The sequence below is a fragment of the Nocardiopsis baichengensis YIM 90130 genome, from assembly GCF_000341205.1.
Lineage (GTDB): Bacteria > Actinomycetota > Actinomycetes > Streptosporangiales > Streptosporangiaceae > Nocardiopsis_A > Nocardiopsis_A halophila.
The window spans coordinates 89,167-113,958 of record NZ_ANAS01000038.1 but is presented as its reverse complement, the minus strand read 5'-3'; the positions used below and the strand labels follow the sequence as shown (position 1 = coordinate 113,958).

18 protein-coding genes, 1 pseudogene and 1 CRISPR repeat array are annotated in these 24,792 nt (G+C 72.9%); of the genes and pseudogenes, 9 read left to right on the top strand and 10 right to left on the bottom strand.

All coding sequences use genetic code 11. The features are described from left to right. Window positions 1-121: 121 nt before the first annotated feature. Window positions 122-1,303, top strand: coding sequence for a hypothetical protein (locus C892_RS0125790; protein WP_017559575.1), 1,182 nt, complete (start codon window positions 122-124; stop codon window positions 1,301-1,303). 258 nt (window positions 1,304-1,561) lie between these two features. Beyond that, a CRISPR array of direct repeats spans window positions 1,562-2,251; the repeat unit is 37 nt; unit sequence GTGTCCACGGCCCCGAGCGGGCCGTCCACGTTGCAGG. Between the two features lie 78 nt (window positions 2,252-2,329). Here C892_RS0125790 and C892_RS0125785 read toward each other — a convergent pair. Next, window positions 2,330-3,073: a DUF2637 domain-containing protein gene (locus tag C892_RS0125785; RefSeq protein ID WP_026124643.1), complete on the bottom strand. Its 744-nt coding sequence runs from the start codon at window positions 3,071-3,073 to the stop codon at window positions 2,330-2,332. A gap of 556 nt (window positions 3,074-3,629) precedes the next feature. Between C892_RS0125785 and C892_RS31490 the strand changes: the two genes are divergently transcribed. Further along, window positions 3,630-3,932, top strand: a complete 303-nt coding sequence (locus tag C892_RS31490) for a hypothetical protein (protein WP_152513473.1) — start codon at window positions 3,630-3,632, stop codon at window positions 3,930-3,932. 159 nt (window positions 3,933-4,091) lie between these two features. On the opposite strand, the gene C892_RS0125770 is transcribed toward C892_RS31490, so the two are convergent. Together C892_RS0125770 and C892_RS0125765 are read right to left on the bottom strand one after the other, a co-directional pair. After that, window positions 4,092-5,207 (bottom strand): serine hydrolase domain-containing protein, encoded by a 1,116-nt coding sequence (locus C892_RS0125770; RefSeq protein WP_239647537.1) that lies wholly within the window; start codon window positions 5,205-5,207, stop codon window positions 4,092-4,094. Between the two features lie 477 nt (window positions 5,208-5,684). Next, a complete protein-coding gene (locus C892_RS0125765; protein WP_239647536.1) occupies window positions 5,685-6,026 on the bottom strand; it encodes a winged helix-turn-helix transcriptional regulator in 342 nt (113 codons plus the stop codon). Between the two features lie 136 nt (window positions 6,027-6,162). On the opposite strand from C892_RS0125765, the gene C892_RS0125760 reads away from it, so the two are divergent. Beyond that, window positions 6,163-6,978 (top strand): NAD(P)H-binding protein, encoded by an 816-nt coding sequence (locus C892_RS0125760; protein ID WP_017559571.1) that lies wholly within the window; start codon window positions 6,163-6,165, stop codon window positions 6,976-6,978. A 101-nt stretch (window positions 6,979-7,079) separates the two neighbouring features. On the opposite strand, the gene C892_RS32440 is transcribed toward C892_RS0125760, so the two are convergent. From C892_RS32440 to C892_RS0125740, 4 genes are all read right to left on the bottom strand, one after another. Beyond that, window positions 7,080-7,433 carry a DUF6342 family protein gene (locus C892_RS32440; protein WP_239647535.1) on the bottom strand — a complete coding sequence of 118 codons (354 nt, stop codon included), beginning with the start codon at window positions 7,431-7,433 and terminating at the stop codon, window positions 7,080-7,082. A 142-nt stretch (window positions 7,434-7,575) separates the two neighbouring features. After that, window positions 7,576-8,667 carry a hypothetical protein gene (locus C892_RS0125750; RefSeq protein ID WP_017559569.1) on the bottom strand — a complete coding sequence of 364 codons (1,092 nt, stop codon included), beginning with the start codon at window positions 8,665-8,667 and terminating at the stop codon, window positions 7,576-7,578. Between the two features lie 232 nt (window positions 8,668-8,899). Further along, window positions 8,900-11,083, bottom strand: a complete 2,184-nt coding sequence (locus C892_RS0125745; protein WP_017559568.1) for a heavy metal translocating P-type ATPase — start codon at window positions 11,081-11,083, stop codon at window positions 8,900-8,902. 2 nt (window positions 11,084-11,085) lie between these two features. After that, entirely contained in the window at window positions 11,086-11,451 is a 366-nt protein-coding gene (locus C892_RS0125740) for an ArsR/SmtB family transcription factor (RefSeq protein ID WP_017559567.1), read from the bottom strand. 211 nt (window positions 11,452-11,662) lie between these two features. Here C892_RS0125740 and C892_RS29605 point away from each other — a divergent pair. The 3 genes and pseudogenes from C892_RS29605 to C892_RS0125725 all read left to right on the top strand — a co-directional run bounded on the left by C892_RS29605 (window position 11,663) and on the right by C892_RS0125725 (window position 15,084). Continuing rightward, window positions 11,663-12,867 (top strand): annotated as a pseudogene (locus C892_RS29605) (DUF5685 family protein). A gap of 391 nt (window positions 12,868-13,258) precedes the next feature. After that, window positions 13,259-13,462 (top strand): cold-shock protein, encoded by a 204-nt coding sequence (locus C892_RS0125730; protein ID WP_017559565.1) that lies wholly within the window; start codon window positions 13,259-13,261, stop codon window positions 13,460-13,462. Between the two features lie 203 nt (window positions 13,463-13,665). Further along, a complete protein-coding gene (locus C892_RS0125725) occupies window positions 13,666-15,084 on the top strand; it encodes a DEAD/DEAH box helicase (RefSeq protein ID WP_017559564.1) in 1,419 nt (472 codons plus the stop codon). Here the strand turns inward: C892_RS0125725 and C892_RS0125720 are convergent. The 3 genes from C892_RS0125720 to C892_RS0125710 form a co-directional block, all read right to left on the bottom strand. Then, window positions 15,050-15,373 (bottom strand): MerR family transcriptional regulator, encoded by a 324-nt coding sequence (locus tag C892_RS0125720; protein ID WP_017538214.1) that lies wholly within the window; start codon window positions 15,371-15,373, stop codon window positions 15,050-15,052. The two genes, C892_RS0125725 and C892_RS0125720, sit on opposite strands and share 35 nt — an antisense overlap. 349 nt (window positions 15,374-15,722) lie before the next feature. Beyond that, window positions 15,723-16,577 carry an NmrA family NAD(P)-binding protein gene (locus tag C892_RS0125715; RefSeq protein ID WP_017559563.1) on the bottom strand — a complete coding sequence of 285 codons (855 nt, stop codon included), beginning with the start codon at window positions 16,575-16,577 and terminating at the stop codon, window positions 15,723-15,725. A gap of 88 nt (window positions 16,578-16,665) precedes the next feature. Beyond that, the gene (locus C892_RS0125710) at window positions 16,666-18,084 is read right to left on the bottom strand and encodes an MFS transporter (RefSeq protein WP_026124642.1); all 1,419 of its coding nucleotides are present in this window, start codon (window positions 18,082-18,084) and stop codon (window positions 16,666-16,668) included. Window positions 18,085-18,268: 184 nt separating this feature from the next. Between C892_RS0125710 and C892_RS29600 the strand changes: the two genes are divergently transcribed. From C892_RS29600 to C892_RS0125700, 3 genes are all read left to right on the top strand, one after another. Next, a complete protein-coding gene (locus C892_RS29600; RefSeq protein ID WP_239647534.1) occupies window positions 18,269-20,683 on the top strand; it encodes an AAA family ATPase in 2,415 nt (804 codons plus the stop codon). Between the two features lie 19 nt (window positions 20,684-20,702). Further along, entirely contained in the window at window positions 20,703-20,966 is a 264-nt protein-coding gene (locus tag C892_RS32435) for a helix-turn-helix domain-containing protein (RefSeq protein WP_239647533.1), read from the top strand. A gap of 257 nt (window positions 20,967-21,223) precedes the next feature. Next, window positions 21,224-24,322 (top strand): AfsR/SARP family transcriptional regulator, encoded by a 3,099-nt coding sequence (locus C892_RS0125700; RefSeq protein WP_017559561.1) that lies wholly within the window; start codon window positions 21,224-21,226, stop codon window positions 24,320-24,322. The last annotated feature ends 470 nt before the right edge of the window (window positions 24,323-24,792 follow it).

Sequence of the window (24,792 nt, the reverse complement as noted above, 5' to 3'; positions counted from 1 at the left end):
GAGCGGACAGACAGGTGCGCGTGTACATCGTTGGCGGCATCAACGCCTCCGCGTCCGGGGCATATGTCAGGAGACGTCTGCTGGCGTTCGTGCTGTCGGAGAGTCGTCATAGGCTTCCGCCATGAGTTCGGTACACGCTCGGGTATGGCGCTTCACGGTTGAGAGGGGAATCGCCGGGGCGGAGGCTGTCCAGGCTGTCGAGGTCGGGCAGGGCACGCTGCCGGTGTCCGTGGCCGCGGTGGTCAATTTCAACGCACTTGCCTGCATGCTGCGTGCGACGGTCGATCAGCGTGTGCGAGACCACGAGGTGGGCCTCCTCCTCAGCTACATCACCGGCAGCTCGGGCACAGGGCCGCTCGGGGTCGACTGCCCCGCGCTGGACTCCAGTTCCGGCCACATCCGTCGCTTCGTCAGCGAGTGCACCGGGCTCGGGGTAATGACCGCCGCCAGCGAGGCCCTCTTCGACTGGAAGCCCGGCGCCGATGGCCTCAGCAGCTTCGACGTCTTACCGGCGAAACTGCTGGGGAGGTACGCAAGGAAGGGTGTGCGGCCCGATTTGCTGTATGACCTGGCCGACGGTCCGATCGCCGGGGAGGCGCGGGGCCGCCGGCGGGAGGCAAAGCAGATGTTTCCGGTCGGCACGGGCACCGCGCAACAGAGGGAGCGCTTGGTGAAGCTCGCGCAATGGTCGGTCGAACACAATGATCACGACTACTTCATGAGTTGGGTCTGGCTGGGCACCGGCGGCGTCTACGTCGACATTTTCCTGCCCGAAGACTCCCTGGCCGCAGCCAAACTGAGGACAGATTGGATCCAGGCACAAGGAAGCAAGGCGCCCTGGCGATTCCGTGTACCTCGGCCTGCCCTCCCTCAGCGCGCGGCGCCAGAACCGAACGACCCCACCGCTCTGCTTACTGCCACTGCGAGGTCTGAGGCCACGGGTCCTGCCCCGTTCACCGGAGCCGACGTCAGGGCGGCGATCAGCGACTCCGAGCCGGTAGTCGAGACTGCGATGAACCGGTTCTTCGAGCGCGAAGAGCAGACACTCGGCAGGTACTCCGGCGTTCCGGTCCGCGGCCGGTGGATCCGTGGCGATGCGGTTGGCCAGGCACGCCACGAGGTTCTGCTCGGTGTCCTGGCAGAACGCGTTCCGAATGACCAGCGCGCTCGATCTAGCCGCCGGGCATTGAGGATGAGCGAAGGGCTTGATGCGTTCCTCACGGGCCGACTGCTCACCGTCGTGCACCAGGCCACCGCCCCTCGGCCGAGTTGGGGGCGAATCGTGGATGAGCTACTGGAATGAGGCCGGCACCGAGCGAATACGGCTCGGCGAGTCCATTTGAACGTAGCCACTCAAGTACAGCACCCCTCAAAATCTTGGGGCCTGCGAAGTCACACTGCCCGAGCAACACACCGGACCGAGAGGGGCGAGTTGGGAACCTCAAGCACTCATGGCATCCCCGGGAGGTTCCCAAGCACGAAAACCCCCATAGAGGAACAAAGCATCCCTCGAAAGGAAGTCCGAAAGCATCTACACCGGCATTTTCCCTGTTCAACTGCCGTGTCCACGGCCCCGAGCGGGCCGTCCACGTTGCAGGTGCGGATTCTGGGCGGACGCGAGATCGTCTAGGGTGTGTCCACGGCCCCGAGCGGGCCGTCCACGTTGCAGGTTGGCCAGCCTGGAGGCCGCCCCCAACTACGCGCTCGTGTCCACGGCCCCGAGCGGGCCGTCCACGTTGCAGGGAGTTGGACGAGATCGCCAACACCGCCCCCATCCCGTGTGTCCACGGCCCCGAGCGGGCCGTCCACGTTGCAGGGAGGTGGGGGACTGCGAGGTGGTGTGGACCGCGCGGTGTCCACGGCCCCGAGCGGGCCGTCCACGTTGCAGGGAGCTGACCACGACGGTCAACGCTGCCCGGGACGTGTGTCCACGGCCCCGAGCGGGCCGTCCACGTTGCAGGTCGCGGCGGTGACGCTCCTGGCGGGCGCGCTCGGCGTGTCCACGGCCCCGAGCGGGCCGTCCACGTTGCAGGCTTGAGGCCTACGGGGCCGACATCCGCGACTGGGAGGTGTCCACGGCCCCGAGCGGGCCGTCCACGTTGCAGGCTTGAGGCCTACGGGGCCGACATCCGCGACTGGGAGGTGTCCACGGCCCCGAGCGGGCCGTCCACGTTGCAGGTCCATGCACCACACCGTCATCTCCTCAGCCGCCGCGTGTCCACGGCCCCGAGCGGGCCGTCCACGTTGAAGGCACCTCGAGACAATGCCCTTGCTGTACAACGTCTCGTGTCCACGGCTTCACGCGGGCCATCTATGTTGCGTGACCTGCTCATGCAGCAGCGCCTTCGAAACGCCCCTCCTGGCCCCACTGCTTGATCAGTCGGCCCCAGCGTTCCTTGCGGTTGAAGTGGAACGCGATCTCCCTGCCTGTCGGGAAGGAACCGTCCTCCCTTCGGTTCTCCTGAGCCCACTGCCATGCCTCCACCTGGAGATGGGGAACGGCAGAGGCGCAGGTCTGCTCGGTGGCGTGGTCCACGGCTTCGACAACGTGCAGGCGGGGGCGGTCGTCGTTGCCCTGTTCTGCGCGGTCGTCCTGGACGACGGTGGTCGGCGGCTTGTGGGTTTCCGGTACCGGAGTGATCGGGGCCGCGGAGCTGTCGGGCTCAGCGGCTGCGTTCTCGGTGCTTGCGCCCTGCTCACGCCGTAGTTCTCGCATCAGCAGTTCGAACGCACCCGCCAGGGCGAAGGACGGCCAGGCGTGGATCACGGCCGACCATGCCGTCGGCTCGGCGACCGCCACGTTCGCCGCCAGGGAGGCCAGGCTGCCGAGGATGAGCAGCGTCCACGGAAGCACTCCCCCGCGGCGCCCTCTTCGGGCGTCGGCCAGCAAGGTCATCGAGGTCGCGATGATCATGCCGTCCACAGACAGTGGAAACAGCGCCGCCCTCCACTCCGGTTCGCCGTGGCGCTGAGCGAGTTCGAACATGTGGGAGTAGGACACCACCGCCGCGATGCCGGCCAGGAGAAACACCGCGGCGATCGTGATCCAGCGGGAGACCGGGGCACTCGCCATCGCCGGTCACCGCCTGTCCAGCTCGAAGACCGTGGCCAGGTCGAAGGCATGTGCCAGAGGTTCGACTCCCCCCTCGGACACTCACCACGACGAGGTGCGAGCCGAACGGCTCGCACCTTGTTTCGTTTTGGGGCATGCGGATCCTTCACCCGCACCGGTCCCGGTCGAGGGACAAAGCCCGCCGGGGCCGACTCTCCACTTCCCACATGTGGTCTTCAGTGCCCCGGCCCCAGAGGGCACAACCGGCCTGGTCGAACTCCTGCTCAACGACGGCTGCCGGGTACTGGTGCTCTCCACACCGGCCGGCCGAGCTCACCGGCGAACAGGGCCGCGTGCAGTACCGCAGGCCCGGCGCTGGAAAGAGCCTCCCACCCGTAGACACGGTGCTCGCCTGCCCGCTGACCTTCAACTCCACCGGCAAGCCCTCCGACGGCCGTTGCCGGAGCCGTCCGTCGGCGCCGCGGACCGCCGGTGGCGCCTCCGCAGGATGGACATCGCGATGATCTCGCTCATGGCACACCGAACAAGTGGACGACGAGGGGCGAGAGCCGCACCGATGAATGCACTGAGGAGGAATAGGGGAGCAGTCGATGAGCCCGATGGCGCCGATGAGGCGCGCAGGGCCAATGAGCGGCTGGAGCACACGATCGCCTGGTATGCCAGCCACAAGGCCAGCGCCGGAGACGTCGAGGCCCTGCTCAAGGGGGTGCTGTGGATCGTCGCCATCGGGGCCTGGGCCTGGGCGGCGCTGGTGCTGTTCGGCCCCGTCTACGAGCGCGCGGTGGTCCCGATGGTGCTGTCCTGGCCGTGCACCGTCGCCGCTCTGGCACTGCGCCGCTGCCCCGGAACGCACTCATGACCCGAACGACCATGTGGGAGTGCCGTTCAGGCCGAGTGCACCGGTAGCGGCGTCGCCGGGTATCGGCGGGGAGGGCGGACACCTGAACCGGGGGCACGGCGCAGGGCGGCCGTGCCCCCGGGCGGAGGCGTCCTGGGGCACGGCTGAGCGGCCGAGCGGTCAGCCGCAGACGGCCTCGTTCAAGAACGCGTCGACGGCCTCGTCAGGGTTGCCGTTGAAGTTCGGGGTGAGGGCGATCGTCACCTGGTGCTGCAGGTCCTCTGTCGAGTACGACCAGGACTGGTACGACAGCGCGTCGCCGTCGTTGCCGTACACCCGGACCCCGCAGGAGGTGTCCCTCCAGGCCAGACCGAGGCCGTAGGTCTCGCCTTCGACACCCGGCGTCGTCATCTCGTCGAGCCGGTCCTCCGGCAGCAGGCGACCGTCGAGCAGTGCGGCGACGAACCGGTTGAGGTCCTCCGTCGTGGAGATCAGTTCGCCCCCCGCGCCCAGCAGCGACGGGTTCATCTCGGTGAAGTCGACGAGGTGCGTCCGGCCGCCCCACTCCGCCGGGATGTAGCCGCGCGGGTGGGGCCCACCGATCCACGGCGACTCCCCCGGCATCTCGGTCCCGCTCAACCGCAACGGCCGGATGATCCGCCGCTCGATCTCCTCCCCGTACGGCCGACCGGCGGCCTCCTCGACGATCTGGCCGAGGAGGACGTACCCGGTGTTGGAGTACGCGTACTCCGACCCCGGCGGTTCGAACGCCGGCGGATTCGCCACGGCGCGCCCGACCAGTTCGTCCGCGGTCCAGGTTCGCCACCGGTAGTTCAGGAACCCCGGATCCGGCGGCAGCGTGAGGGTCTTCCGGTAGTCGTACAACCCGCTGGTGTGGTCGAGAAGCCGGCGCACGGTGATGCCGTCCCCATCCGGCACGGCTCCGGGCAGCCACTCCTCGACGGTGTCGTCCAGCCGCAGCCGAGCCTCGTCGGCGAGCTGCAGGACGGCGGTGGCGAGGAACGTCTTCGTCACGCTGCCCGCCCGGAAACGGCCTTCGACCGGAACCTCCCGTGCGGTGCCCCGCTCGGCGACGCCGCTGGTTCCGCGCCACACGCCGTGCTCGCCGCGCACCTCCGCCAGCGCGCCCACCGCCCCGGCGGCCACGACGTCGTCCAGCCGCCCCTGCAGCCCCGGAGGATCCTTCTCCTCCGACTCGGCCGAGGCGACGGCCGGCGCCGCTGCCACGGCCAACGCCGTCGTCGCGGTCACCAGCACCCGAGAAACCCGCTTCATCCCGACCTTCTTCCGATCTCCGTCGACGATCCGCCGCGGCCAGCGTGACGAAGCAGAGGAAGCAGGACCATCCGGGAGCGCCCGGGTCCGCTCCTCGGGGATCCACCCGCTGCCCCTCCGGGGTTCGCAGGACTGCCGGACGGCATGGCAGGGCCGATGCCGACGATCGGGGTCGGACGACGATGACCCCGTGCCCGCGGGTGTGGCCGGAACGGCTGTCGCTGTGGGCCTGCGCTCCCTCTGCGAGGGTGTGGGGCATGTCGACCGGGATGTGCAGCGCGCCCCGCGAGATGAGGCGGACGGCCTCGGCGAGCGACGCCCGCGGAGGTCGGCACGGCCCACCGGGCGGTACGGCCGGCCCTATGAACGGACCGGTCCGGCCCGTCCGGATCCACCAGCACGCCTCGCCTTCGCGGGACGGCGGTCGGAATCCAACGACCTGTACGCGACGCGCTTCACCGGCGAACGGATCACTGCTCAGGTACCGGCCGGCTGCGCCCCGTCCCCGGTGTTCTCGGCGTTGGCCTCGATCCAGTCGAGCATCGCGGCCAGATGCCCGCAGAGGCCGCCGCCGAGCGGGGTGAGGCCGTAGGCGACCTTGGGCGGGGTGTCCGGTTCGACCTCGCGCCAGACCAGGCCGTCCTGGACGAGGTTCCGCAGCGTCTGCGAAAGCATCTTCTCGCTGATGCCCCCGATACGGTCGCGCAGCTCGTAGAAGCGCAGCGGCCGCTGTTCGTGCAGGCGGAGCAGGACCCAGATGCCCCAGCGGCTGGTGACATGGTCGAGCATCCGCCGCGCCGAGCACTCCGTGTGAAACACGTCACGGCCACCGCGAGGGGCCGATCCATCTGCCGGGATTCCGTTGTCCATGGAAGGACCTTACGCAAAGGTACGTCCTTTCCAGAAGTGAGCCGCCTACCTAAGGTCTGGCGCGTACCCCGAGAAAGGAACCGTCATGATCGTGGTCACCGGATCCACCGGCAATATCGGCCGCCCGCTGGTGGAGGCGCTCACCTCCGCCGGAGAGTCGGTCACGGCCGTCTCCCGCGCCCCCATCGGACTGCCGGCGCGCGCCCGGCACTTCGCCGGCGACCTCGCCGACCCGCGCGGCCTGGAGCCCGCGTTCAAGGGGGCGGACCGGTTGTTCCTCATGGTCCCCGATCCGGCGCTTCCGGTCTCCGAGATCGTCGCGACCGCCCGCGACGCCGGCGTCGGACGGATCGTGCTCCTGTCCTCCCAGCGGGCGCAGTCCAGGCGCGACCCCTTCCTGACCGGCATGGAGCGGACCGTGACCGAAGCGGTCCCCGAATGGACCGTCCTGCGCCCCGGCGGCTTCGCCTCCAACGCGCTGCTGTGGGCCGAGTCGATCCGCTCCACCAGGACGGTCCGGGCGCCGTTCGGCGATGTCGCGCTCCCGCCCATCGACCCGGCCGACATCGCCGCCGCGGCGGCCGCGGCCCTGCTCGAGAACACCCACCTCGGCCGGTACTACACGCTCAACGGCCCCCAGGCGGTCACACCGCGCGAGCAGACCGCCGCGATCGCGGACGCCATCGGCGACGAGGTCGCGTTCGTCGAGCAGACCCGCGACCAGGCCTTCGAGGAGCTGTCGCGGATCTGGCCCTCCGCGGTCGTCGACAAGACCCTCGACGCGATCGGCACACCGACTCGGGAGGAGCGCACTCCGGCGCCTGACACCGAACTCGCCCTGGGCCGCGCCCCGCTCTCCTTCACCGACTGGGCCGCCCGCAACGCCGACGCCTTCCGGTAGACCGCGCGCCCGGCTCTCCCGGCCGCGGCCGGGGCGGCCCCGGCAGCGCGCACAGGCCGGCCGCCGGTGGGGGTCGGCGGCCGGCCGGTCGGGGCCGGGGGTCAGTACGACAGGTCATTCTGCTCCGTGATCAGGTGTCCGGCGATGTACGGGGCGCCGCTGGAGCCGAGGATCCCGCTGGTCCTCTTCGTACTGCCGTGCTTGGTCGTGAAGGGGACCTCGTCCGCCTCTTGGGAGGTGGAGAGGTTCGTGTTCACCGACAGCTCGATGCTCAGCGGCGCGCCGATGACGGCGTCCTTCTTGAGCGAGTGCGGGGCCCGGTTCCGCTCCAGAGGCGCCTCCCGGAGATCTGCGGCCGTGTTCCGCGCATGCCCCCCGGAAAGGCGTCCGCCTTTCGCGGTGGAAGACCCCCGATGCAGAGGTGTCGCCTTTCCCCGATCCGAGGAAACGACCAAGGGTCCCCCGGCCCACCGGCTTTCCCTCAGAAGCCGTTAAGGCGCTCATGCACGAACGATGAGGGCCGGACCGCGCCACGGAGTTCTGCTACTGGAAGGCGCTGAGGGCCACGCCCCGTCTCTGCCGTCAAGAGGGGGCCGGTCAGGGGGAAAAGGTCTCGTTCTCCTGCTGGAACGTGCTCAGGACGCCGTTGACCTCGGCGGGCAGACCACTGGAAGGCGACCTGGGGGTCGGCACCTGGAGCGGGACGAGCTGGTCCGGCTGCGGGCGCTGGGAGGGCCCACTGCGCACCATATGCTCGATGCGGTCGGGGTAGCCGATGAACCCCTGCGATTCGTGCCACGGGTACCAGGCGCCCCGCGTCGTCAGCGGGTCGAACCCCCACGTGGCGATCCTCGCCGCGCTCTCGTTCTCCACCGTCGGGTCGGCGAGGGCCGACCGCTGCCGCACCTTGCGCACCACGAGGAGCGCGATCCCGAGTCCGGCGAACAGCGCCGGCGGCACGACGCTCCCGGCGGTCGGTCCGGAGGCTTCGGGCTTGATGGCCTCGCAGTCGGCCTCGCGCATGATGACGTTGTCCGGGTCCTCGAGGATTTCGAGGCACTCCTCGTAGGTGAGCCGGTCGCTCCCCGCGGACTGCGACGCCGACCCCGCCAGCGCCCCCATGGCGAGCTGGAAGAGCAGCATGAGCGCGAACAGCCCGGCGAGGGCGAAACAGACGATGGAGGCGACCTTGAGCCCGGTCTGCCTCAACCGCGCCGGCCGGCCCGCGAAGCGCCGCCTCTCGTCGGCGGGGACCTCCTGCAGTGCCCGCCCGATCGCCCCCGCCCACGCGGCGTCCCAGACCCGCTCACGGTTGCGCAGGAACGGGATGAGGATGGCGGCGCGCCGCTGCCAGTCGACGAACGCCTCCCCCTCGGGCGTCTGCCGCCACATCGAGAACTCGTGCCGGGCGGTCTGTTCGGCTATGGCCTGCTGAAGCGCATGCTGCTCCTGCTGGAGCGCGAACTGCTGGTCCTGCGTGCGCGCCATGCGCGCGGTGTTCGCGGCGGTGATGCCGTTGAAGACCATGCTGGCGGTGCTGGTGAACGCGATGCCCTTCAACAGCTCGGTGTTCTGCGCGGTGGACCGCGCGGTGCTCGCCGCCGACTGGTCGATGCTCTTCAGGTGCTCCGCGCTCTTTGCGGTCGAATTATCGATGTTCCGCAGATGATCCTTCGGAGTTCTGAACATGCCGCCATCGATCCTTTCTTCCCATGCACGGATGAGGTCCTCACGCGGAGTCGTCGATGACGCAGTGTGACGAACACTCCTCGACCGGAAGGGGGTCGTGTCCGGGAGGTCGGCGGTCAGCGTAGCGAAAAGGCCGGTTCCTCACCATTCCGGAACGCCGGCCCGGCTCCGGCGGCCGTGGTCGGCGGCCGTCGGAGCCGGGTCGGCGAGGGGCTTTACCGGCGGAAAGGAGTCACGCCGGGGCCGTTCCGCGCTCGTGGGCCGCGGTCGCGGCGGGCCCGACGGGCGCGGCCCGGCGCCGGCCGGCCCGGATCCCGTTGGCGATGACCAGCACCTCGGCCAGCTCGTGGGTGAGGATCACCGCGGCCAGCCCCAGCACCCCGAAGGCCGAGAGCGGGACCAGGACCAGCAGGATCCCCCCGGACAGCAGCAGGCTCTGCAGCATGATCCGGCGGGCGCGGCGCGCGTGCGCCAGGGCCCGGGGCAGCACCCGCAGGTCCTCGCCCATCAGGGCGATGTCCGCGGTCTCCACCGCCACGTCGGTGCCCATGGCCCCCATGGCCACGCCCGCGTCCGCGGTGGCCAGGGCGGGCGCGTCGTTGACCCCGTCGCCGACCATCGCCACCGGGCCGCCGCGGCGCAGGCCGACGACCAGCTCGGCCTTGTCCTCCGGGCGCAGGTCGGCGTGCACCTCCTCGATGCCGGCCCGGGCCGCCAGCGCGCGGGCGGTGCGCTCGTCGTCGCCGGTGAGCATCACGGTGCGCACCCCCGCGCGGTGGAGCGCGGCCACGGCCTCACCGGCCTCGGGACGCAGCTCGTCGCGGATCGCGATCGCACCGATCACCCGCCCGTCGACTTCGACCAGCACCGCGGTGGCACCCTGCTCCTGCAGCCCGGCCACCGCCGGGCCGAACGGCCCCGGATCGATGTAGCCCGGCCGGCCGAGCCTCAGCGGGCGGCCGTCCCGGGTGCCGGTCAGGCCGCTGCCGGGCACCGCCTCCACGTCGCGGGCGGGCTCCGGGCCGGGGCGGGCGGCCAGGATCGCGGCGGCCAGGGGGTGCTCGCTGCGGGCCTCCAGGGCGGCGGCCGCCTCCAGGACCTCTGCGCGGGTGTGCCCGCCGGCGGGCTCGACCGCCACCACGGCCGGCTCGTTGCGGGTGAGGGTGCCGGTCTTGTCCAGGGCGACCACCCGCACGCTCCCGAAGGCCTCCAGCGCGGCGCCGCCCTTGACCAGGACCCCCGAGCGGCTCGCCGCGCCGATGGCCGCCACCACGGTGACGGGCACGGAGATGGCGAAGGCGCACGGGGAGGCGGCCACCAGCACCACGAGGGCGCGTTCGATCCACAGGGCGGGGTCGCCGAGCAGGGACCCGGCGAGGGCGATCAGCGCCGCCGCGGCCAGCACGCCGGGCACCAGGGGGCGGGCGACCCGGGCGGCGAGGCGCTGGGCGGCGCCCTTGCGCGCCTGCTCGCGCTCGACGATGTGCACCACCCGCGACAGGGAGTTGTCGGCCACCCGGGCGGTCGCCTCGACCTCCAGCACCCCGCCGCCGTTGACGGTCCCGGCGAAGACCTCGGTCCCCTCCACCGCCTCGACGGGCAGGGACTCGCCGGTGACGGCCGAGGCGTCCAGGGCCGAGCGGCCCGAGCGGACGGTGCCGTCGGTGGCGATGCGCTCGCCGGGCCGCACCAGCAGCAGGTCGCCGGCCTCCAGCTCGGAGGGGGCGACGGCGGCCTCGCGTCCGCCGCGCAGCACGGTGGCACGGGCGGGCACCAGGTCCAGCAGGGCCCGGAGGCCGTGGCGGGTGCGCGCCACGGCGTGGTCCTCCAGGGCCTCGGCCATGGAGAACAGGAAGGCGAGCATGGCCGCCTCGCCGACCTCCCCGAGGGCGACGGCGCCGGCCATGGCCACGGTCATGAGGGTCCCCACGCCCAGGCGCCCCCGGAGCAGGGCGCGCAGCGTCCCGGGCACGAAGGTCCACCCGCCCGCCGCGACGGCGCCGGCGAACAGCGCGGTCGCGGCGTTCGCGGCGTCGGTGAGCCCGCCGACGGCCAGGCCGGCCGCCCAGAGCACCCCGGCCAGGGCCGCCCAGCGGACGGGGGCCGAACGCCACCACGCGCCCGGCCTCTCCCCCTCTTCCGCCGGGGCGGGGGAGCCGCAGGTGGGGTCGCCGCACCCGTCACCGTCGGCGGCCTCCTGCCCGGGGGCGTCCTGCGGGGTGCGGATGCGCGCCTTCCCCGGCCCGGCGCCGACCGGGGCGCAGCAGGAGCAGGTGAGGGCGTCGGGCGCGGCCCCGGCGGCGGGGGCGAGGCCGAGGAGCGGGCGGCCTCCGGGGCCGGAGGCGGGGTCCCGGTGCCCGTCCCGGTGCCCGTCCCGGGGGTCCGGCCCTTCGCCGCCGCAGCACAGGTCGGACATGGTCAGCCCCTCTCGGCGCTGGGCTCGGGGACGGGCATGAGGACGGACAGCAGCGCGTGCCCGGCGCCGGTGAGCCGGTACATCACCAGCTTCCCGTCGCGCCGGGAGTCGGCCAGGCCAGCGGCGCGCAGCTGCCGGACGTGGTGGGAGACGAGGTTCTTGGCGGCCGAGCACACCCAGGCCAGGTCGCACACGCAGAGCTCCCCGCCGGTGTGGAGCGCCTGGGCAATGCGCAGCCGGGTGGGGTCGGCCAGGGCCTTGGCGCGCTCGGCGGCCGTGCGCACCCCGTCGTCGGCGGGCACGCGCGCACGCACCTCCTCGGCCTGGGGGAGGTCGAGGCAGAGCAGGTCGCAGGCATCCGAAGTCATGACAACAAACTAATGACCGTTGAATCGTTGATTCAAGGGGGGTGTGGCCGGATCCACCCGATTCGCCCCGGGCGTCCGGACGGCGCCCCCGTCGACGGCCCCGGCCCCGCTCACCCGGGAACCCCCGGCGGGGGCACGGCGTCCAACACCGTTGCCCAGTGCGCGGCCCGAGGCCGCCGTGTCGACGAACGACGGATGGGGTCGTGGTCGCGTGTTCGGAATCCTGCGCCCGTGCCGGCACTCCCTCCCCGGCGGACTGGCCCGGGAATGGATGTCCCACATGTGCGGGCTGCGCCTGGCCCTGCGGGACGGCCACGGCCAGGCCTCGCGGATCGCGACCAACTACGACGGCCTGGTCGTGTCGGTCCTGGCCGCCGCCCAGGCGGAGGAGTGCGCCGGCACGCGGCGGGCCGGGGCGTGCCCGCTGCGGGGGATGCGCGGGGCCGAGGTGGCCGACGGGGCCGGGGCGCGGCTGGCCGCCTCGGTGTCGCTCATGCTGGCGTCGGCGAAGATCTCCGACCACGTCGCCGACGGTGACGGGGTGTACGCCAGGCGCGGGGTGCGCACCGTCGCCGAGCGGTGGCGGCGCGGCGCCCGGGAGTCGGGCGAGGACCTCGGGTTCGACGGGGGACGGCTGCTCGCCGTCATCGACGGCCAGAGGGAGGCCGAGGCGGCGGCGGGCCCGGGAGCGGACGTCCCGGCGGTGACCCGGCCGACCGAGGAGGCGACCGGCGAGGCGTTCGCCCATACCGCGGTACTGGCGGGCCGGCCGGGGAACGTCGAACCGCTGCGCGAGGCCGGCCGCCTGTTCGGTCGGGTCGCCCACCTCCTGGACGCGGTCGAGGACCAAGAGCACGACCGGGAGCGGGGCGCGTGGAACCCGCTGACCGCGACCGGCACCGGGCCGGCCCGGGCCCGCGAGCTGTGCGACGACGCCGTCCTGGGGGTCCGACTGGCCTTGGAGGAGGCCGAGTTCACCAATGACCGCCTGGTCCACACGCTGCTGGTGCACGAGCTGGGACGCGCGGTCGACCGCGCCTTCGCCCAAGCCGGGTGCCCGCAGGGCCCCTACGGGCACGGCCACCCGCACCACCACGCGAACCCCCCGCACGGGCATCCGCCCCAGCACCGCCACGGGCACGGCGGCGCCCGCGGCCACGGCGACGGGAACGGGAAGCACCGCTGCGACAGCTGCTGCTCCTGCTGTGAGGGCTGCTTCTCCTGCGGGGACACCCCCGCCTGCACCCGCCCGTGAAGCGGGGCGTGTTCGGCGGATGCGCGGTCGCGCTCTTCATGTGCTGCTCGTGCCAGTTCTGCTGCCGGGACCCCCACCCCGGCCCGTGGACCGGCAGGCCCCGCGACGCCTGGTGCAATGCCTGCGAGTGCTGCAAGTGCTGCGAGTGCTGTGACCTCTAGCACCCTCCCGCCGGAGCGCGGCGGAACGGCCGACCCGCACCGTTGCACCCCGCCGACCGGCCAGGACCCGCCCCCACAGCGGATCCGCCGCCCGCCGCCGGGCCGTCGCCGCACCGGCGGGCCCATAAAACCTCTTGTGGCCGTATGAGAAATCCCGACCGGCCGCGACCATTATTTATCGCACGGAAAAATTGAAACGAGACCCCCTTTGACATGGGCCTTCACCGTGTTACTGTTGCCAACGGTTGCGGTTGTGGTTCCCAAAGACTTCGGCCCCCTGGACACGCTCCGGGGTGCTGTGCGCGATTCGGTTTTCCGGACGGGTAATCATTACGGCAGCTCCGGTCCCGCGAAGTGCGGGCGCCGGACACCACCCTGAAGGAGAAGTATTTTGGCTACTGGCACCGTCAAGTGGTTCAACGCGGAAAAGGGCTTCGGCTTCATCGAGCAGGAGGACGGCGGCTCCGACGTCTTCGCCCACTACTCGAACATCAACGGCACGGGCTTCCGCGAGCTGCTTGAAGGCCAGAAGGTGTCCTTCGAGGTCACCCAGGGCCAGAAGGGCCTGCAGGCGGAGAACATCTCTCTCGTCTGAGTTACGTGACGGCCGGCGGGCCGCGGTCCCCGCACCCCGGGTGCGGGACCGCGGCCCGCCGCTTTCCATCCTCGACCTCCCCGCGCGCGGCGGACGCGGCGACCCGCCCTCCGCCCCTGCGCGCCCCGCTTTTCCCGAACCCCTCATTTCCGGCCGCGCGGCCGCGCGATGCGGTGTTCTCCGTTCTCGCCGAAAGGCCGTACATGAACCGAACCACCCGTGACCGCGACCACCGCGCCCGTACCCGGCCGCCCGGATCGCGCTCGGGGGGCCGCCGCCGCGGCGGTTCCGGTCCCGCCGTGCGGGGCAACGAATTCGCCGTCCCCACCGGCACCAGCCCCGCGCTCCCCGCGGTCGACTCGTTCTCCGAGATGGACCTGGTCGGTCCGCTCACGGGCACGCTCGCCGACCTCGGCGTCACCGCGCCGTTCCCGATCCAGGCCGCGACGCTCCCCAACTCCCTCGCCGGCCGCGACGTCCTGGGCCGCGGCCGCACCGGCTCGGGCAAGACGCTCGCCTTCGGGCTGGCGATGCTCTCCCGCCTGGCCGGCCGGCGCGCCGACGCGCGGCAGCCGCTGGCCGTGGTCCTGGTGCCCACGCGCGAGCTGGCCCAGCAGGTGACCGACGCGCTGGACCCCTACGCCCGCTCGGTGCGCCTTCGGGTCTCCACCGTCGTGGGCGGGATGTCGATCGGCCGCCAGGCCAACGCGATGCGCCGCGGCACCGAGGTCGTCGTCGCGACCCCCGGCCGCCTCGCCGACCTCGTCGAGCGCGGCGACTGCCGGCTGGACGGGGTGGAGATCTCCGTGCTGGACGAGGCGGACCAGATGACCGACATGGGCTTCCTGCCGCAGGTCACCCGGTTGATCGACCAGACGCGCCCGGGCGGCCAGCGGATGCTCTTCTCCGCGACGCTGGACCGCAACGTCGACCGCCTGGTCCGCCGCTACCTCGACGACCCGGTGGTGCACTCCGTGGACCCCTCGGCCGGGACCGTGACGCGGATGGAGCACCACGTCTTCCACGTGGACGAGGGCGACAAGCGCGCCACGGCCACCCGGATCGCCGCGCGCGACGGCCGGGTCATCATGTTCCTCGACACCAAGCGCGCCGTCGACCGGCTGGTCAAGCACCTGCTCGCCAGCGGCGTCCGCGCGGCCGGCCTGCACGGCGGCAAGTCCCAGCCACAGCGCACCCGCACCCTCGGGCAGTTCAAGACCGGGGAGGTCACCGCCCTGGTGGCGACCAACGTGGCCGCGCGCGGCATCGACATCGCCGACCTCGACCTGGTGGTCAACGTCGACCCGCCGGCCGACCACAAGGACTACCTCCACCGGGGCGGCCGCACCGCCCGGGCCGGAGCGGCCGGCAGCGTCGTCACCCTGCTCCTGCCCGACCAGCGCCGGGAGATGGACCGCCTGATGAGGACCGCGGGGATCACCCCGCGGATCAGCGACGCCCGCACCGGGCACCAGGCCGTGAGCAGCATCACCGGGGCACAGGAGCCCTCCGGGGTCCCCGTCGTGGTCGCCGCGCCCAAGGAGGCGCCTGCCCGCTCCGGCGGCGCGCGCCGCGGACGCTCCTCGTCTACTCGCCGCGCTCCGCGCTCATCTCGGCGTTGATCCGCTGGGCCTCTTCGAGCTGGTCCTCCAGCACGACGATCCGGCAGGCCGCCTCCAACGGGGTCCCCTCGTCGACCAGCTCGCGCACGCGGGCCGCGATGCGCAGCTGGTAGCGGGAGTAGCGGCGGTGGCCGCCGGAGGAGCGCAGGGGCGTGATCACCTTGGTCCTGTCCAGGCTGCGGAGGAAGCCGGGGGTCGTGCCCAGCATCTCGGCGGCCCGCCCCATGCTGTAGGCGGGGTAGTCCTCATCGTCGAACTTGCTGTCGATGTCTCGTTCTTCTGGACTCACTGCATCCTCTGCATACCGAAGCCCACGACGCTCAGGCGTCGAGAATTCTCAGGGCGGACCTACGGCGCCTTCGACGCGGTGCCCGCCCCGCGCCCGCGCCGGACTCGCCCCCTCCCGTGCCTGTCTGCCGACTCCTCAGACTACTAAACGGCGGCAGCGGGACGCCTCTGCTCACCCTCGCGTCCCTCCGCCGACACCGCGCCGGGGGCCGCACGCCCGGTCGCGGGGGTGCCGCGGCGCGCCCCTGCCGGCCGGGCGAGACCCCGCCCTGCACGACACGGCCCGGCCCCGGCGCCTCCCTTCCGAGGGAGCGCGCCGGGGCCGGGCCGCTGTGACCGGTCCCCGGACCCTACCCCCGGCCGAACGCGGCGGAGTCGCGGGCGAAGTCGGTGATGTCGCGCGGGGGCCGCCCCGTGAGATCGGCCACGGCCGTGTGCACCTCGGCGGCCTCGCCCCGGGCGTAGTGCGCGTAGTCCTCGACCAGGCCCTCCACCTGCCACGGGGGCAGGACGCCGGCCAGGGCCGCGGCGAAGTCGTCGGCGTGGGCGTCGTGGAAGGCGACCGCGCGGCCGGTGGCGGCGGAGATCGCCTGGGCGATCTCCGGGTGGGTCACCGCGCGCGGGCCGGTCAGCGTGTACGTGCAGCCGGTGTGTCCGGCCCCGGTCAGCACGGCCGCCGCGGATCCGGCGATGTCCCGGACGTCGACGGCGCTGACCGCGGCGCCGCCGATCGGCGCGGCGAACGCCCCGTGGGCGATGGACCCGGCGAAGGCGAGCAGCCCCTGCATGTAGAGGTTGGGGCGGAGCACGGTGTGGTCGAGGCCCAGCCCCCGCACATGCTCCTCGACCTCGGCGTGCCAGCGCAGGAACCGCACCGGGGAGTCGGCGCGCGCCGCGTACTGCGACAGGACCACGAGCCGGTCCGTCCCCGCTTCGCGCACCAGGTCCGCGAAGCGGGTCTGCAGGGCGGCGGCGTCCGGCGCCGAGGGGCTGTTGAGGAAGGCCGCGTCAGCGCCCTTCAGCGCGGCGGCGACCGAATCGGGGTCCCGCAGGTCGGCGACGACGTTGGCGTCGGCCGCGGCGACGGGGCGGTGCGGGTCGCGGATCATCGCGCGGACGGTCGCGCCGCGCGCCTTCAGGGCGGAGACCAGTGCGGAGCCGACGCTTCCGGTCGCGCCGGTCACGAGAACGGTGGGGCTGTCCATCGTCGGGGGTCCCTTCGTGTGGAGCGCCGGGGGCGCTGCCCCGGCGGGGTCGGTGCCCGGCCGGGAGGCCGGGTTCGGGAGATCGGGTTCAGCGCGCGGACGGCACCGCGGGGCCCGAGCGCTCCCGGGCCTTGGGGATGAAGGACAGGGCGAGGGCGAAGGCGATGAACGCGGTCTGACCGAGGAACGCGGCCGTGTAGGAGAGGTCCCCGTGCGCCCCGGCGGCGCCGAGGGCGATCCCGGCGATGGCCGCCACCCCCACCGCGCCGCCCAACTGCTGGGCGGCGTTGACCAACCCGCTGAGCAGGCCCGACTCGCCCTCCGCGCTGTCGCGCACGGCCATGGAGACGGCGTTGACGAACCCGAGGCCCAGCCCGGTGCCGATCAGCAGGAACGCGCCCAGCAGGCTCGCGGAGAACCCGCTCTCGGTGGGGTCGAGGACCAGCCACACGAAGCCGAGCAGGAGCCCGGCGAGGCCGACCGACAGGGCGCGGTCCAGGCCCAGCGCCTTGGCCAGCAGCGGGGCGGCGCCGCTGCCCGCGATGATCGTTCCGGCGATGGGCAGCTGGGCCAGGCCGGCCTCCGTGGGGCTCATCCCGAGCCCCTCCTGCTGGTACAGGGGCAGGAGGTAGAACAGGCTCGTCAGCGTGGCCCCGGTCAGCAGCATCACCGCGTTCGCCTTGACCACCGCCGTCCGGGTGAAGACGCCGAGCGGCACCAGGGGGTGCGCCGAGCGCCGCTCGATCGCCACGAAGGCGGCCAGGCAGGCGGCGCCGACGGCGAGGCCGCCCAGGGCGAGGGGCCGGTCCCACCCGGACCCGCCGGCGAAGACCAGGCCCAGGGCGAGGGCGGAGACGCCGAGGGTGATGGCGATCGCGCCGGGCGCGTCGAACACGCCGCGCCGCCCGGGGACCTCGGGCGCCGACCACCACACCAGGGCCGCCCCGGCGATCCCGAAGGGCACCGGGGTCCAGAACACCGACGGCCAGCCCGCCAGGTCCGTCAGGGTTCCGCCGAGGACGACGCCGACCAGGCTCCCGGCGCCCGCGAGCACGCCCCACACGCCCATCGCGCGGGTGCGCTCGGCCGGCGAGGCGTAGAGGGCCAGCACCAGGGAGAGCGCGGCCGGCATGAGCAGCGCCGCCCCGATCCCCTGGCCGACGCGCCCGGCGGTCAGCACCGCCCCGTCGGCGGCCGACGCGCACAGGGCCGACGCGGCGACGTAGACGGCCGTCCCCGCCAGGAACACCCTCTTGCCCCCGAGGACGTCCGCCAGCCGGCCGCCGAGCAGCAGCAGGCCGGCCAGCGCCACCAGGTAGGCGTCCACCACGACCGTGAGTTCGGCGGCGGTGAGCCCCAGGCCTTCCCGGATCGTCCGCCCCGCGAGGTTCACCATCGAGGTGTCCAGCACCACCAGGAACATGGAGCCGGCCAGGCCGACCATGGCCACGCCGCGCGGCACGTGCGTTCGGGGAGGCGCCGTGCTCGGCGCCGATTCGTCGCTCATCGCTCTCGTCCTCGTCCCGTCGTCGTCCAGGGGGTGTCGCCGCGTACGACGATCGCGCCCGCCGCCCTCCCTTCGCGTCGGTGAACATCGCCTAAGTCGTCGGAGGGACCGGAGGCATCGGCAGGGCCGGCGGCGACGCCTGCGGCCGTGATCGGCGGGCGGGCGGCTCTATAAGGTGGCCGGCATGGCCCCGACATCGCCTCGCCCTCCCCTCCCCCTGGTCGGCCGGGACGGCGAGATGGAGCGCCTCGCCGCCCTCGTCGGCGCGGCGGAGCAGGGCGAGGGCGGGGTGCTCGTCCTGCGCGGCGAACCCGGCATCGGCAAGAGCGCGCTCCTGGACCGCCTCGAACGGCAGGCGGCGGCGCGGGTCCGGGTGATCCGCGCCTCGGGGACGGAGTTCGAGGGCGAGATGCCCTTCGCCGCTCTGCACCAGCTGTGCGTGCCGGTGCTGGAGCACCTCGACGGGCTCCCCGCCCCCTACCGGGACGCCCTGCGGGTCGCGTTCGGGCTGGCCGACGGCGCCCCGGACCCGTTCCGCGTCGGGCTCGCCGCGCTGGACCTGCTCTCCGGCGCCGCCGCCGACCGGCCGCTGCTGTGCCTGGTCGACGACGCGCACTGGGTGGACGCCGCCTCGGCCAAGGCGCTGACGTTCCTGGCCCGGCGCCTGGCGGCGGAGCCGGTCGCGATGGTGGTCGCCGCCCGCGGCGACGGCGTCGCCCGGGGGCTGGACGAGCTGCCCGGTCTGGCGCTCGGCAGGCTGGGCGACGCCCAGGCGCGCGAACTGCTGGCGCTGGAGAAGGCGGCCCCGCTCGACGACCGGGTGCGCGAGCGCCTCCTCGCCGAGGCGCGCGGCAACCCGTTGGCCCTGATCGAACTCCCCAAGGCGGGCGGCTTCGCACCGCCGGCGCCCTCGCCCGTCGCCGGGCGGATCGAGGGGAGCTTCCAGGCCCGGTCGGAGCGGCTGCCCCCGGACGCGCGGGCGCTGCTGCTCCTGGCCGGCGCCGACCCCACCGGCGACCCGGGGCTGCTCTGGTCGGCCGCCCGGGACCAGGGGATCGACGCGGCCGCGGCGGGCGACACCGCCCGGGAGTCCGGGCTGGTGGAGATCGACACACGGGTGCGGTTCTGCCACCCGCTCGCGCGCTCGGCCGTCTACCGCGCGGCCTCCCCCGATCGGCGCCGGGCGGCGCACCGGGCGCTGGCCGGGGCGACCGACCCGGCCACCGCCCCGGACCGGCGGGCCTGGCACCGGGCCCAGGCCGCGGGCGGCCCCGACGAGGAGGTCGCCCGGGAGCTGGAGGCCTCGGCCTCGCGCGCCCAGGCCCGCGGCGGCGTGGCGGCCGCCGCCGCGTTCCTCGAACGCGCGGCGGCGCTGTCGACCGACCCCGTCCGGCGGAACGGGCGCACCCTGGCCGCCGCGCGGGCCACCCTGGACGCGGGCCGGGCCCAGGACGCGGCGGAGCTGGTCTCCGGGATCCACACCGAGGTGCTGGACGAGGGGCAGCGGGCCCGCGCCGACCTTCTGCGCGGACAGATCGCATTCGTCGCGGGGGCGGAGGGGGTCACCCGGGGGCCCGAGCTCATCGTGCGGGCGGCGCGGCGCTTCGCCGGGACCGACCCGGAGCGCTCGCGGGCGTGCCTGGTCGAGGCGTTGGAGATGGGGCTGGCCGTCGGCCGGGCCGCCGGGGTGATGGACCGGGTGCTGGAGGCGGCCCGGACGGCGCCGCCGGTTCCGCGGCCGGACGTGCTGGACGCGCTGCTGGTCCTGGAACGCGAGGGGCCGGGCCGCGGCCTTCCGGCCCTGCGGCAGGCGCTGACCGGCGGCGAAGGGGACGGCGCGGGCGGCGAGGGCTGGACCCGGAACCCGGCTCTGGCCACGATCCTCGCCGGCGAGCTGTGGGACCTCGACCTGCACACGCGGGTCGTGGCCTGGCTCGTGCGCACGGGACGCGAGACGCGGTCGCCGATCACCGCCCGGCTCGGCCTGGCCCAGGCGGCGCTGTCCGCGGTGGTCCGCGGCGACTTCGGGCGGGCGGTGGCCGCCATCGCCGAGGAGGAGGCGATCGCCGACGCCCTCGGCGATGTGCCACAGCTGTACCCGCGGGTGCACCTGGCGGTCGTACGCGGCCGCCGCGGCGAGGCGCTCGACCTGTTCACCGACGTGGCCGAGCGCGGGGCCGGGCAGTTGATCGGCAACCTCGACGGCGCCAAGGCCGTGCTGCACAACGGCCTGGCGGAGTATCCGGCCGCGCTGGAGGCGGCCGCGCGGGCCGTGCGGGGCGGCGACCTCTACATCGCCGGGGCCAGCCTGCCCGAGCTGGTGGAGGCGGCGGTCCGGTGCGGCGAGGACGCCGCCGCCCGCTCGGCCCTGAAGGACCTGGCCGAGCGCGCGGAGGCGGCCGGGACCGGCTTCGCCCTCGGCACGGCGGCGGCCATGCGGGCCCTGGTCGACGGCGCGGAGGAGGACCACCGGCAGGCCCTGTCCCTGCTGGCGGACGGCCGCGCCGTACCTGGCCCGGGCGCAGCTGCGCTACGGCGAGTGGCTCCGCCGCGCGGGCCGCCGCCGCGAGGCGCGCGAGCGGCTGCGCACCGCCCATGAGCGGCTCTCGGAGATCGGCATGGAGGCGTTCGCCCGGCGCGCGGCCCGCGAACTGCGGGCGACCGGCGCCACGGCCCGCAGCCGCTCGGCGCCCGCCTACGACCGCCTGACGGCCCAGGAGACGCACATCGCCCGCGAGGTGGCCGGGGGCGCCACGTCGAAAGAGGTGGCCTCCCGCCTCTATCTGAGCCCGAGAACCGTGGACGCCCACTTGCGCAGCATCTTCCGTAAACTGGGCATCACCTCCCGCCGCCAGCTCAAGGACGTCCCGGATCTGGCGTGAACGCCCGGCCCCGCGGATTGGCGCCCGGCATTCACGTGCAAAAGAAATGTCGGACCACGGGTGCACATGCACGGGAATGGCGATCAGTTTCCCGGCGGAGTGGACAGATCCGGCCATGATCGTTTCCCGTCGGCCGCGCGACCTTGACCGATGCCAAATGGCGTCGCCTTCTCCCCTCCCCTTGTTCCGGACGACCGTTTTCCCATTCCGCGCAAGTGGAATAACGGATCCGGGGGTCACCCTGACCGAGGAGAGCCATGGAGTTCCGGTTCTTCGGACCGGCACGCATCAGCGCCGAACAGGTCGTCCACCCGCGTCCCGGAACCGAGTCGACCCTGCTGGCCATGCTGGCCTTCTCCGCGCCGCACCCCGTCACCTCGGAGAGGATCGCGGAGGGCCTGTGGGGCGACCGCCTCCCCGCGCGGAGCCGCCAGAGCCTCGCGAGCTATGTCACCCGCACCCGCCAGGCCCTGGAGCGGGCCGGACTCGACCGGGCGCTCCTGGAGTTCCGCGCCGGGGCGTACCGCCTGCGCATCGCCCCCGAGTCCGTCGACTGGAACCGGTTCACCGGGCTCCAGCACCGGGCGAGGGCGTTGAACACCGCCGGCGACGACGAGGCCGCACTCACCGCGCTGGAGGAGGCGCTCACCCTCTGGGAGCAGGACCCGCTCCCCGACGCGGTCGGCCCCTGGGCGTCGTCCCTTCGCGACTCCATGCTCCACATGCACCAGTCGGCCCTCGCCGACTGGGCCCGCACACTCCTGCGCCTCGGCCGGCCCCAGAACGGCCTCACCCTGCTCCTCGACGCGACCACCCGCTACCCGCTCAATGAGGACCTGGCCGACGCGAAGATGCGGTTCCTCCTCGCGCTGCGGCGGCCGGCCGACGCCCTCGCGTGCTACGAGAGCCTGCGGCAGAGGCTCGCCGACGAGCTGGGGGCCGACCCCTCGCCCGCACTGCAGAAGCTCCACACGACGATCCTGCAGGGGCGGCACGAGGCCGCGGCGGGGTCGCCGGAGCCGCGTTCGTCGGCGGAGCCCCGCGGCCCGATCCGCGACAACCTGCCCCGGGACATCGTCGACTTCAGCGTCCGGGAGGAGGAGACCGGTCTGATCCGCGAGGCCGCCGACACCGCCGCACGGCGGGGCGCGACCGGCCTCTGCGTGATCAGCGGGATCGCCGGCACCGGCAAGAGCGTGCTGGGCGTCCACGCCGCGCACATGCTCAAGGGCGGCTACTCCCACCGGCTGTACCTGGACCTGCGGGGGCGCGACGAGAGGCACCGGCCGCTCACCGCCGGGCGCGCGCTCTCCGAGCTGCTCACCCTGCTCGACGTCCCGGTCGAACGCGTCCCCTCGTCCGCGGAGCGGCGCAGCGCCCTGTGGCGGGACCGGACCTCCGACATCCGCCTCCTGCTCGTCCTCGACAACGCGGAGAGCGCACGCCAGGTCGCCCCACTCCTGCCCTCCGGCTCCGAGTGCATGGTCATCGTCACCGGGCAGCGCAGGATGAGCGACCTCGACGGTGCGCAGCACCTGGTCCTGGAACCGCTGGACAACGGCAGGGCCGTCGAGCTGCTCGGCATCGTGAGCGGCAAGGAGGACGACCCCGGCTTCGCCGAGTGCGCGTCCGAGATCGCCGACGCCTGCGGGGGCCTGCCCCTGGCGCTGAGGCTCGCGGGAGCGCGCCTGCACGGGTCCCCTTCCTGGACGGCCCAGGACCTCCTTTCGACGCTTCGGGCCAACGCGCCGACCGAACACCTGCGGTTGGGGAAGAGGAGCGTACGGACGGCGTTCGAACTCGCCCTCCGCTCGCTCCCGGAAGACGCGCATAGGGCGCTGATGGTCCTCGGGGCCTATCCGGCGCGGGTCCTGGACCGCCGATGCGCGAAGAAGATGCTCGGGGGCGATGACCACCAGGCCGACAGCGCGTTGGACGAACTGATCGACAGCCACCTGGTGACGGAGATCGGTCCGGACGCCCTCAGTCAGCACAGCCTGATCGCCGACTTCGTCCGCAATCGGACGCGGACCGCCCTGCCGCCCGACGAGGTGCGCGCCGCCCTGCTGCGCCTGCTCGACGCGATCGTGGAACGCTGCGCCTGGGCGGCCCGCCAGTTCGCGCCGCACCCGGGTTCCGATCCGGCGGGCGGGGCCAAGGACCCGAAGGCGGCGGTCTCCTGGCTGCGGCGGCACCCTGTCCTGGACCTGGCGGGCTTCGCGGCGCGGAACGGGTACCCCGGGCACGCGGTACGCCTGGCCCGGCTCCTCGCCGAATACCTGGACATTCACGGACCCTGGGACCGGGCCGTGGAGCTGCACGAGACCGCCGTCCGGCTGACCGGGGGATCCGAAGCGGGCCGGGAGCACGCGAGCGCCCTGACCGACCTGGCACGCGCCCGCATGCGCGTCGGCGAGCTCGATCCGGCGCTGGAGACCGCCGGACAGGCGCGCGAGTTGTGGGCGTCCCTCGGCGACGCACGGGGGACGGCTCGTGCCGAGGATCTATGCGGCATGATCCATGCGATCGCGGGCGACCTGGTTTCGGCTGAGCAGTATCACCGGGCGTCGGCAAAGCGCTACGACGGAGTCGGGGACCAAGGTGGAATGGCGATCGCCCTGAGCAACCTCGCGAGCGATCTACAGATCCAGGGGAGACTCGACCTCTCCGCGCAGGAATACCGGCGAGCACTGAAAATCCTCGATCGCCTCAATTACCGTTCCGCCGCGACCACCCGCGCAAATTACGCGGGCACCCTCCTCCAGTTGGGCTATCACCGAGAAGCCCAAGAATTGTGCGACCGGGCCCTGGACGAACTTCAGGAACAGGACAATCAGCGACACGTCGCACATGTACTCGCGAACCTCGGTGAGATCGCGGCACACCGACTCGACCACGGACGGGCGTTAGTGCTGCTCACCAGGGCTTTGGCTCACCAGAAGAAGGTCGGAGAGCGGTGGGCCCAGTGCTCCACGCTGACCAACATCGCCCGCCAGCACATCGCGCTTGGAGACGTCCGGGAAGCCCTCGCCGCCCTCGAAGCGAGCGGGCGCCTCGCGCCCATGTTCGGCACCCCCGCCACACAGGTGGAGATCCTGGTCGGGCGCGCGGACGTCGCCGAGCTCCAGGGACAGAGCACCGAGGCCGCCCGACTTCTCGAACAAGCACGGGCACACGCCAAGGCGTCCGGACTCTCCCGCTGGTACGCCCACTCTTCGGCCCGGCTCGCGAACGTCGAAGACGACCGCGAGCGCAGCGAGGCGGCCCGCGCCCGCCTGGCGGAGGCGAAGCAGACATTCGCCGAGTTGCGGACACCAGAAGAGTCCACCATCGACGCGCTTTACGACGCTATATAAGCGCATACCCTTTTCGTCCGATTGAACTCCCCCTCGCCCGCTCTCCTTCCGGTAAGGTATGGTTCGGAGCGGCTAGGCCCCCTACAGCCAATGCTTTTTGGAAAAATCAGGATTCGGGCCTAGACTGCGGCTGACGCACCCCTCAAAGGTCGCTGATGACGCATGCCCATACCTCAACGTTGTGGATGGAGCGCAATAATGAAGCGCATTCTCGTGATCGCGATGACGGCCTTCGGATGGCTGGTCATCTATGCGACAGAGACCGCCGGACCCGCCGGCCCGCCGATCGGCTGATCGCGAGACCCCGCTCCCCCAAGAGCGTGAACGCACAGGTGCCGCCCCTCTGTCGGGGACGGCACTTTTTCATGCCCGGAAACCGGGAATCCTCACCCTATAACACCCGATCCCCCCTACCTCGCGCCGGACCGGCCCTGGACATCGCCGACGGGATGAATTGGAATTAAGCGGGC

Coding starts and splice junctions, on each gene's coding strand:
- C892_RS32435 (WP_239647533.1), top strand. CDS start 20,703: ATGGAGGCGTTCGCCCGGCGCGCGGCCCGCGAACTGCGGGCGACCGGC.
- C892_RS0125700 (WP_017559561.1), top strand. CDS start 21,224: ATGGAGTTCCGGTTCTTCGGACCGGCACGCATCAGCGCCGAACAGGTC.
- C892_RS0125725 (WP_017559564.1), top strand. CDS start 13,666: ATGAACCGAACCACCCGTGACCGCGACCACCGCGCCCGTACCCGGCCG.
- C892_RS0125785 (WP_026124643.1), bottom strand. CDS start 3,073: ATGGCGAGTGCCCCGGTCTCCCGCTGGATCACGATCGCCGCGGTGTTT.
- C892_RS0125770 (WP_239647537.1), bottom strand. CDS start 5,207: ATGAAGCGGGTTTCTCGGGTGCTGGTGACCGCGACGACGGCGTTGGCC.
- C892_RS0125710 (WP_026124642.1), bottom strand. CDS start 18,084: ATGAGCGACGAATCGGCGCCGAGCACGGCGCCTCCCCGAACGCACGTG.
- C892_RS0125745 (WP_017559568.1), bottom strand. CDS start 11,083: ATGTCCGACCTGTGCTGCGGCGGCGAAGGGCCGGACCCCCGGGACGGG.
- C892_RS0125760 (WP_017559571.1), top strand. CDS start 6,163: ATGATCGTGGTCACCGGATCCACCGGCAATATCGGCCGCCCGCTGGTG.
- C892_RS0125715 (WP_017559563.1), bottom strand. CDS start 16,577: ATGGACAGCCCCACCGTTCTCGTGACCGGCGCGACCGGAAGCGTCGGC.
- C892_RS31490 (WP_152513473.1), top strand. CDS start 3,630: ATGAATGCACTGAGGAGGAATAGGGGAGCAGTCGATGAGCCCGATGGC.
- C892_RS29600 (WP_239647534.1), top strand. CDS start 18,269: ATGGCCCCGACATCGCCTCGCCCTCCCCTCCCCCTGGTCGGCCGGGAC.
- C892_RS0125750 (WP_017559569.1), bottom strand. CDS start 8,667: ATGTTCAGAACTCCGAAGGATCATCTGCGGAACATCGATAATTCGACC.
- C892_RS0125740 (WP_017559567.1), bottom strand. CDS start 11,451: ATGACTTCGGATGCCTGCGACCTGCTCTGCCTCGACCTCCCCCAGGCC.
- C892_RS0125790 (WP_017559575.1), top strand. CDS start 122: ATGAGTTCGGTACACGCTCGGGTATGGCGCTTCACGGTTGAGAGGGGA.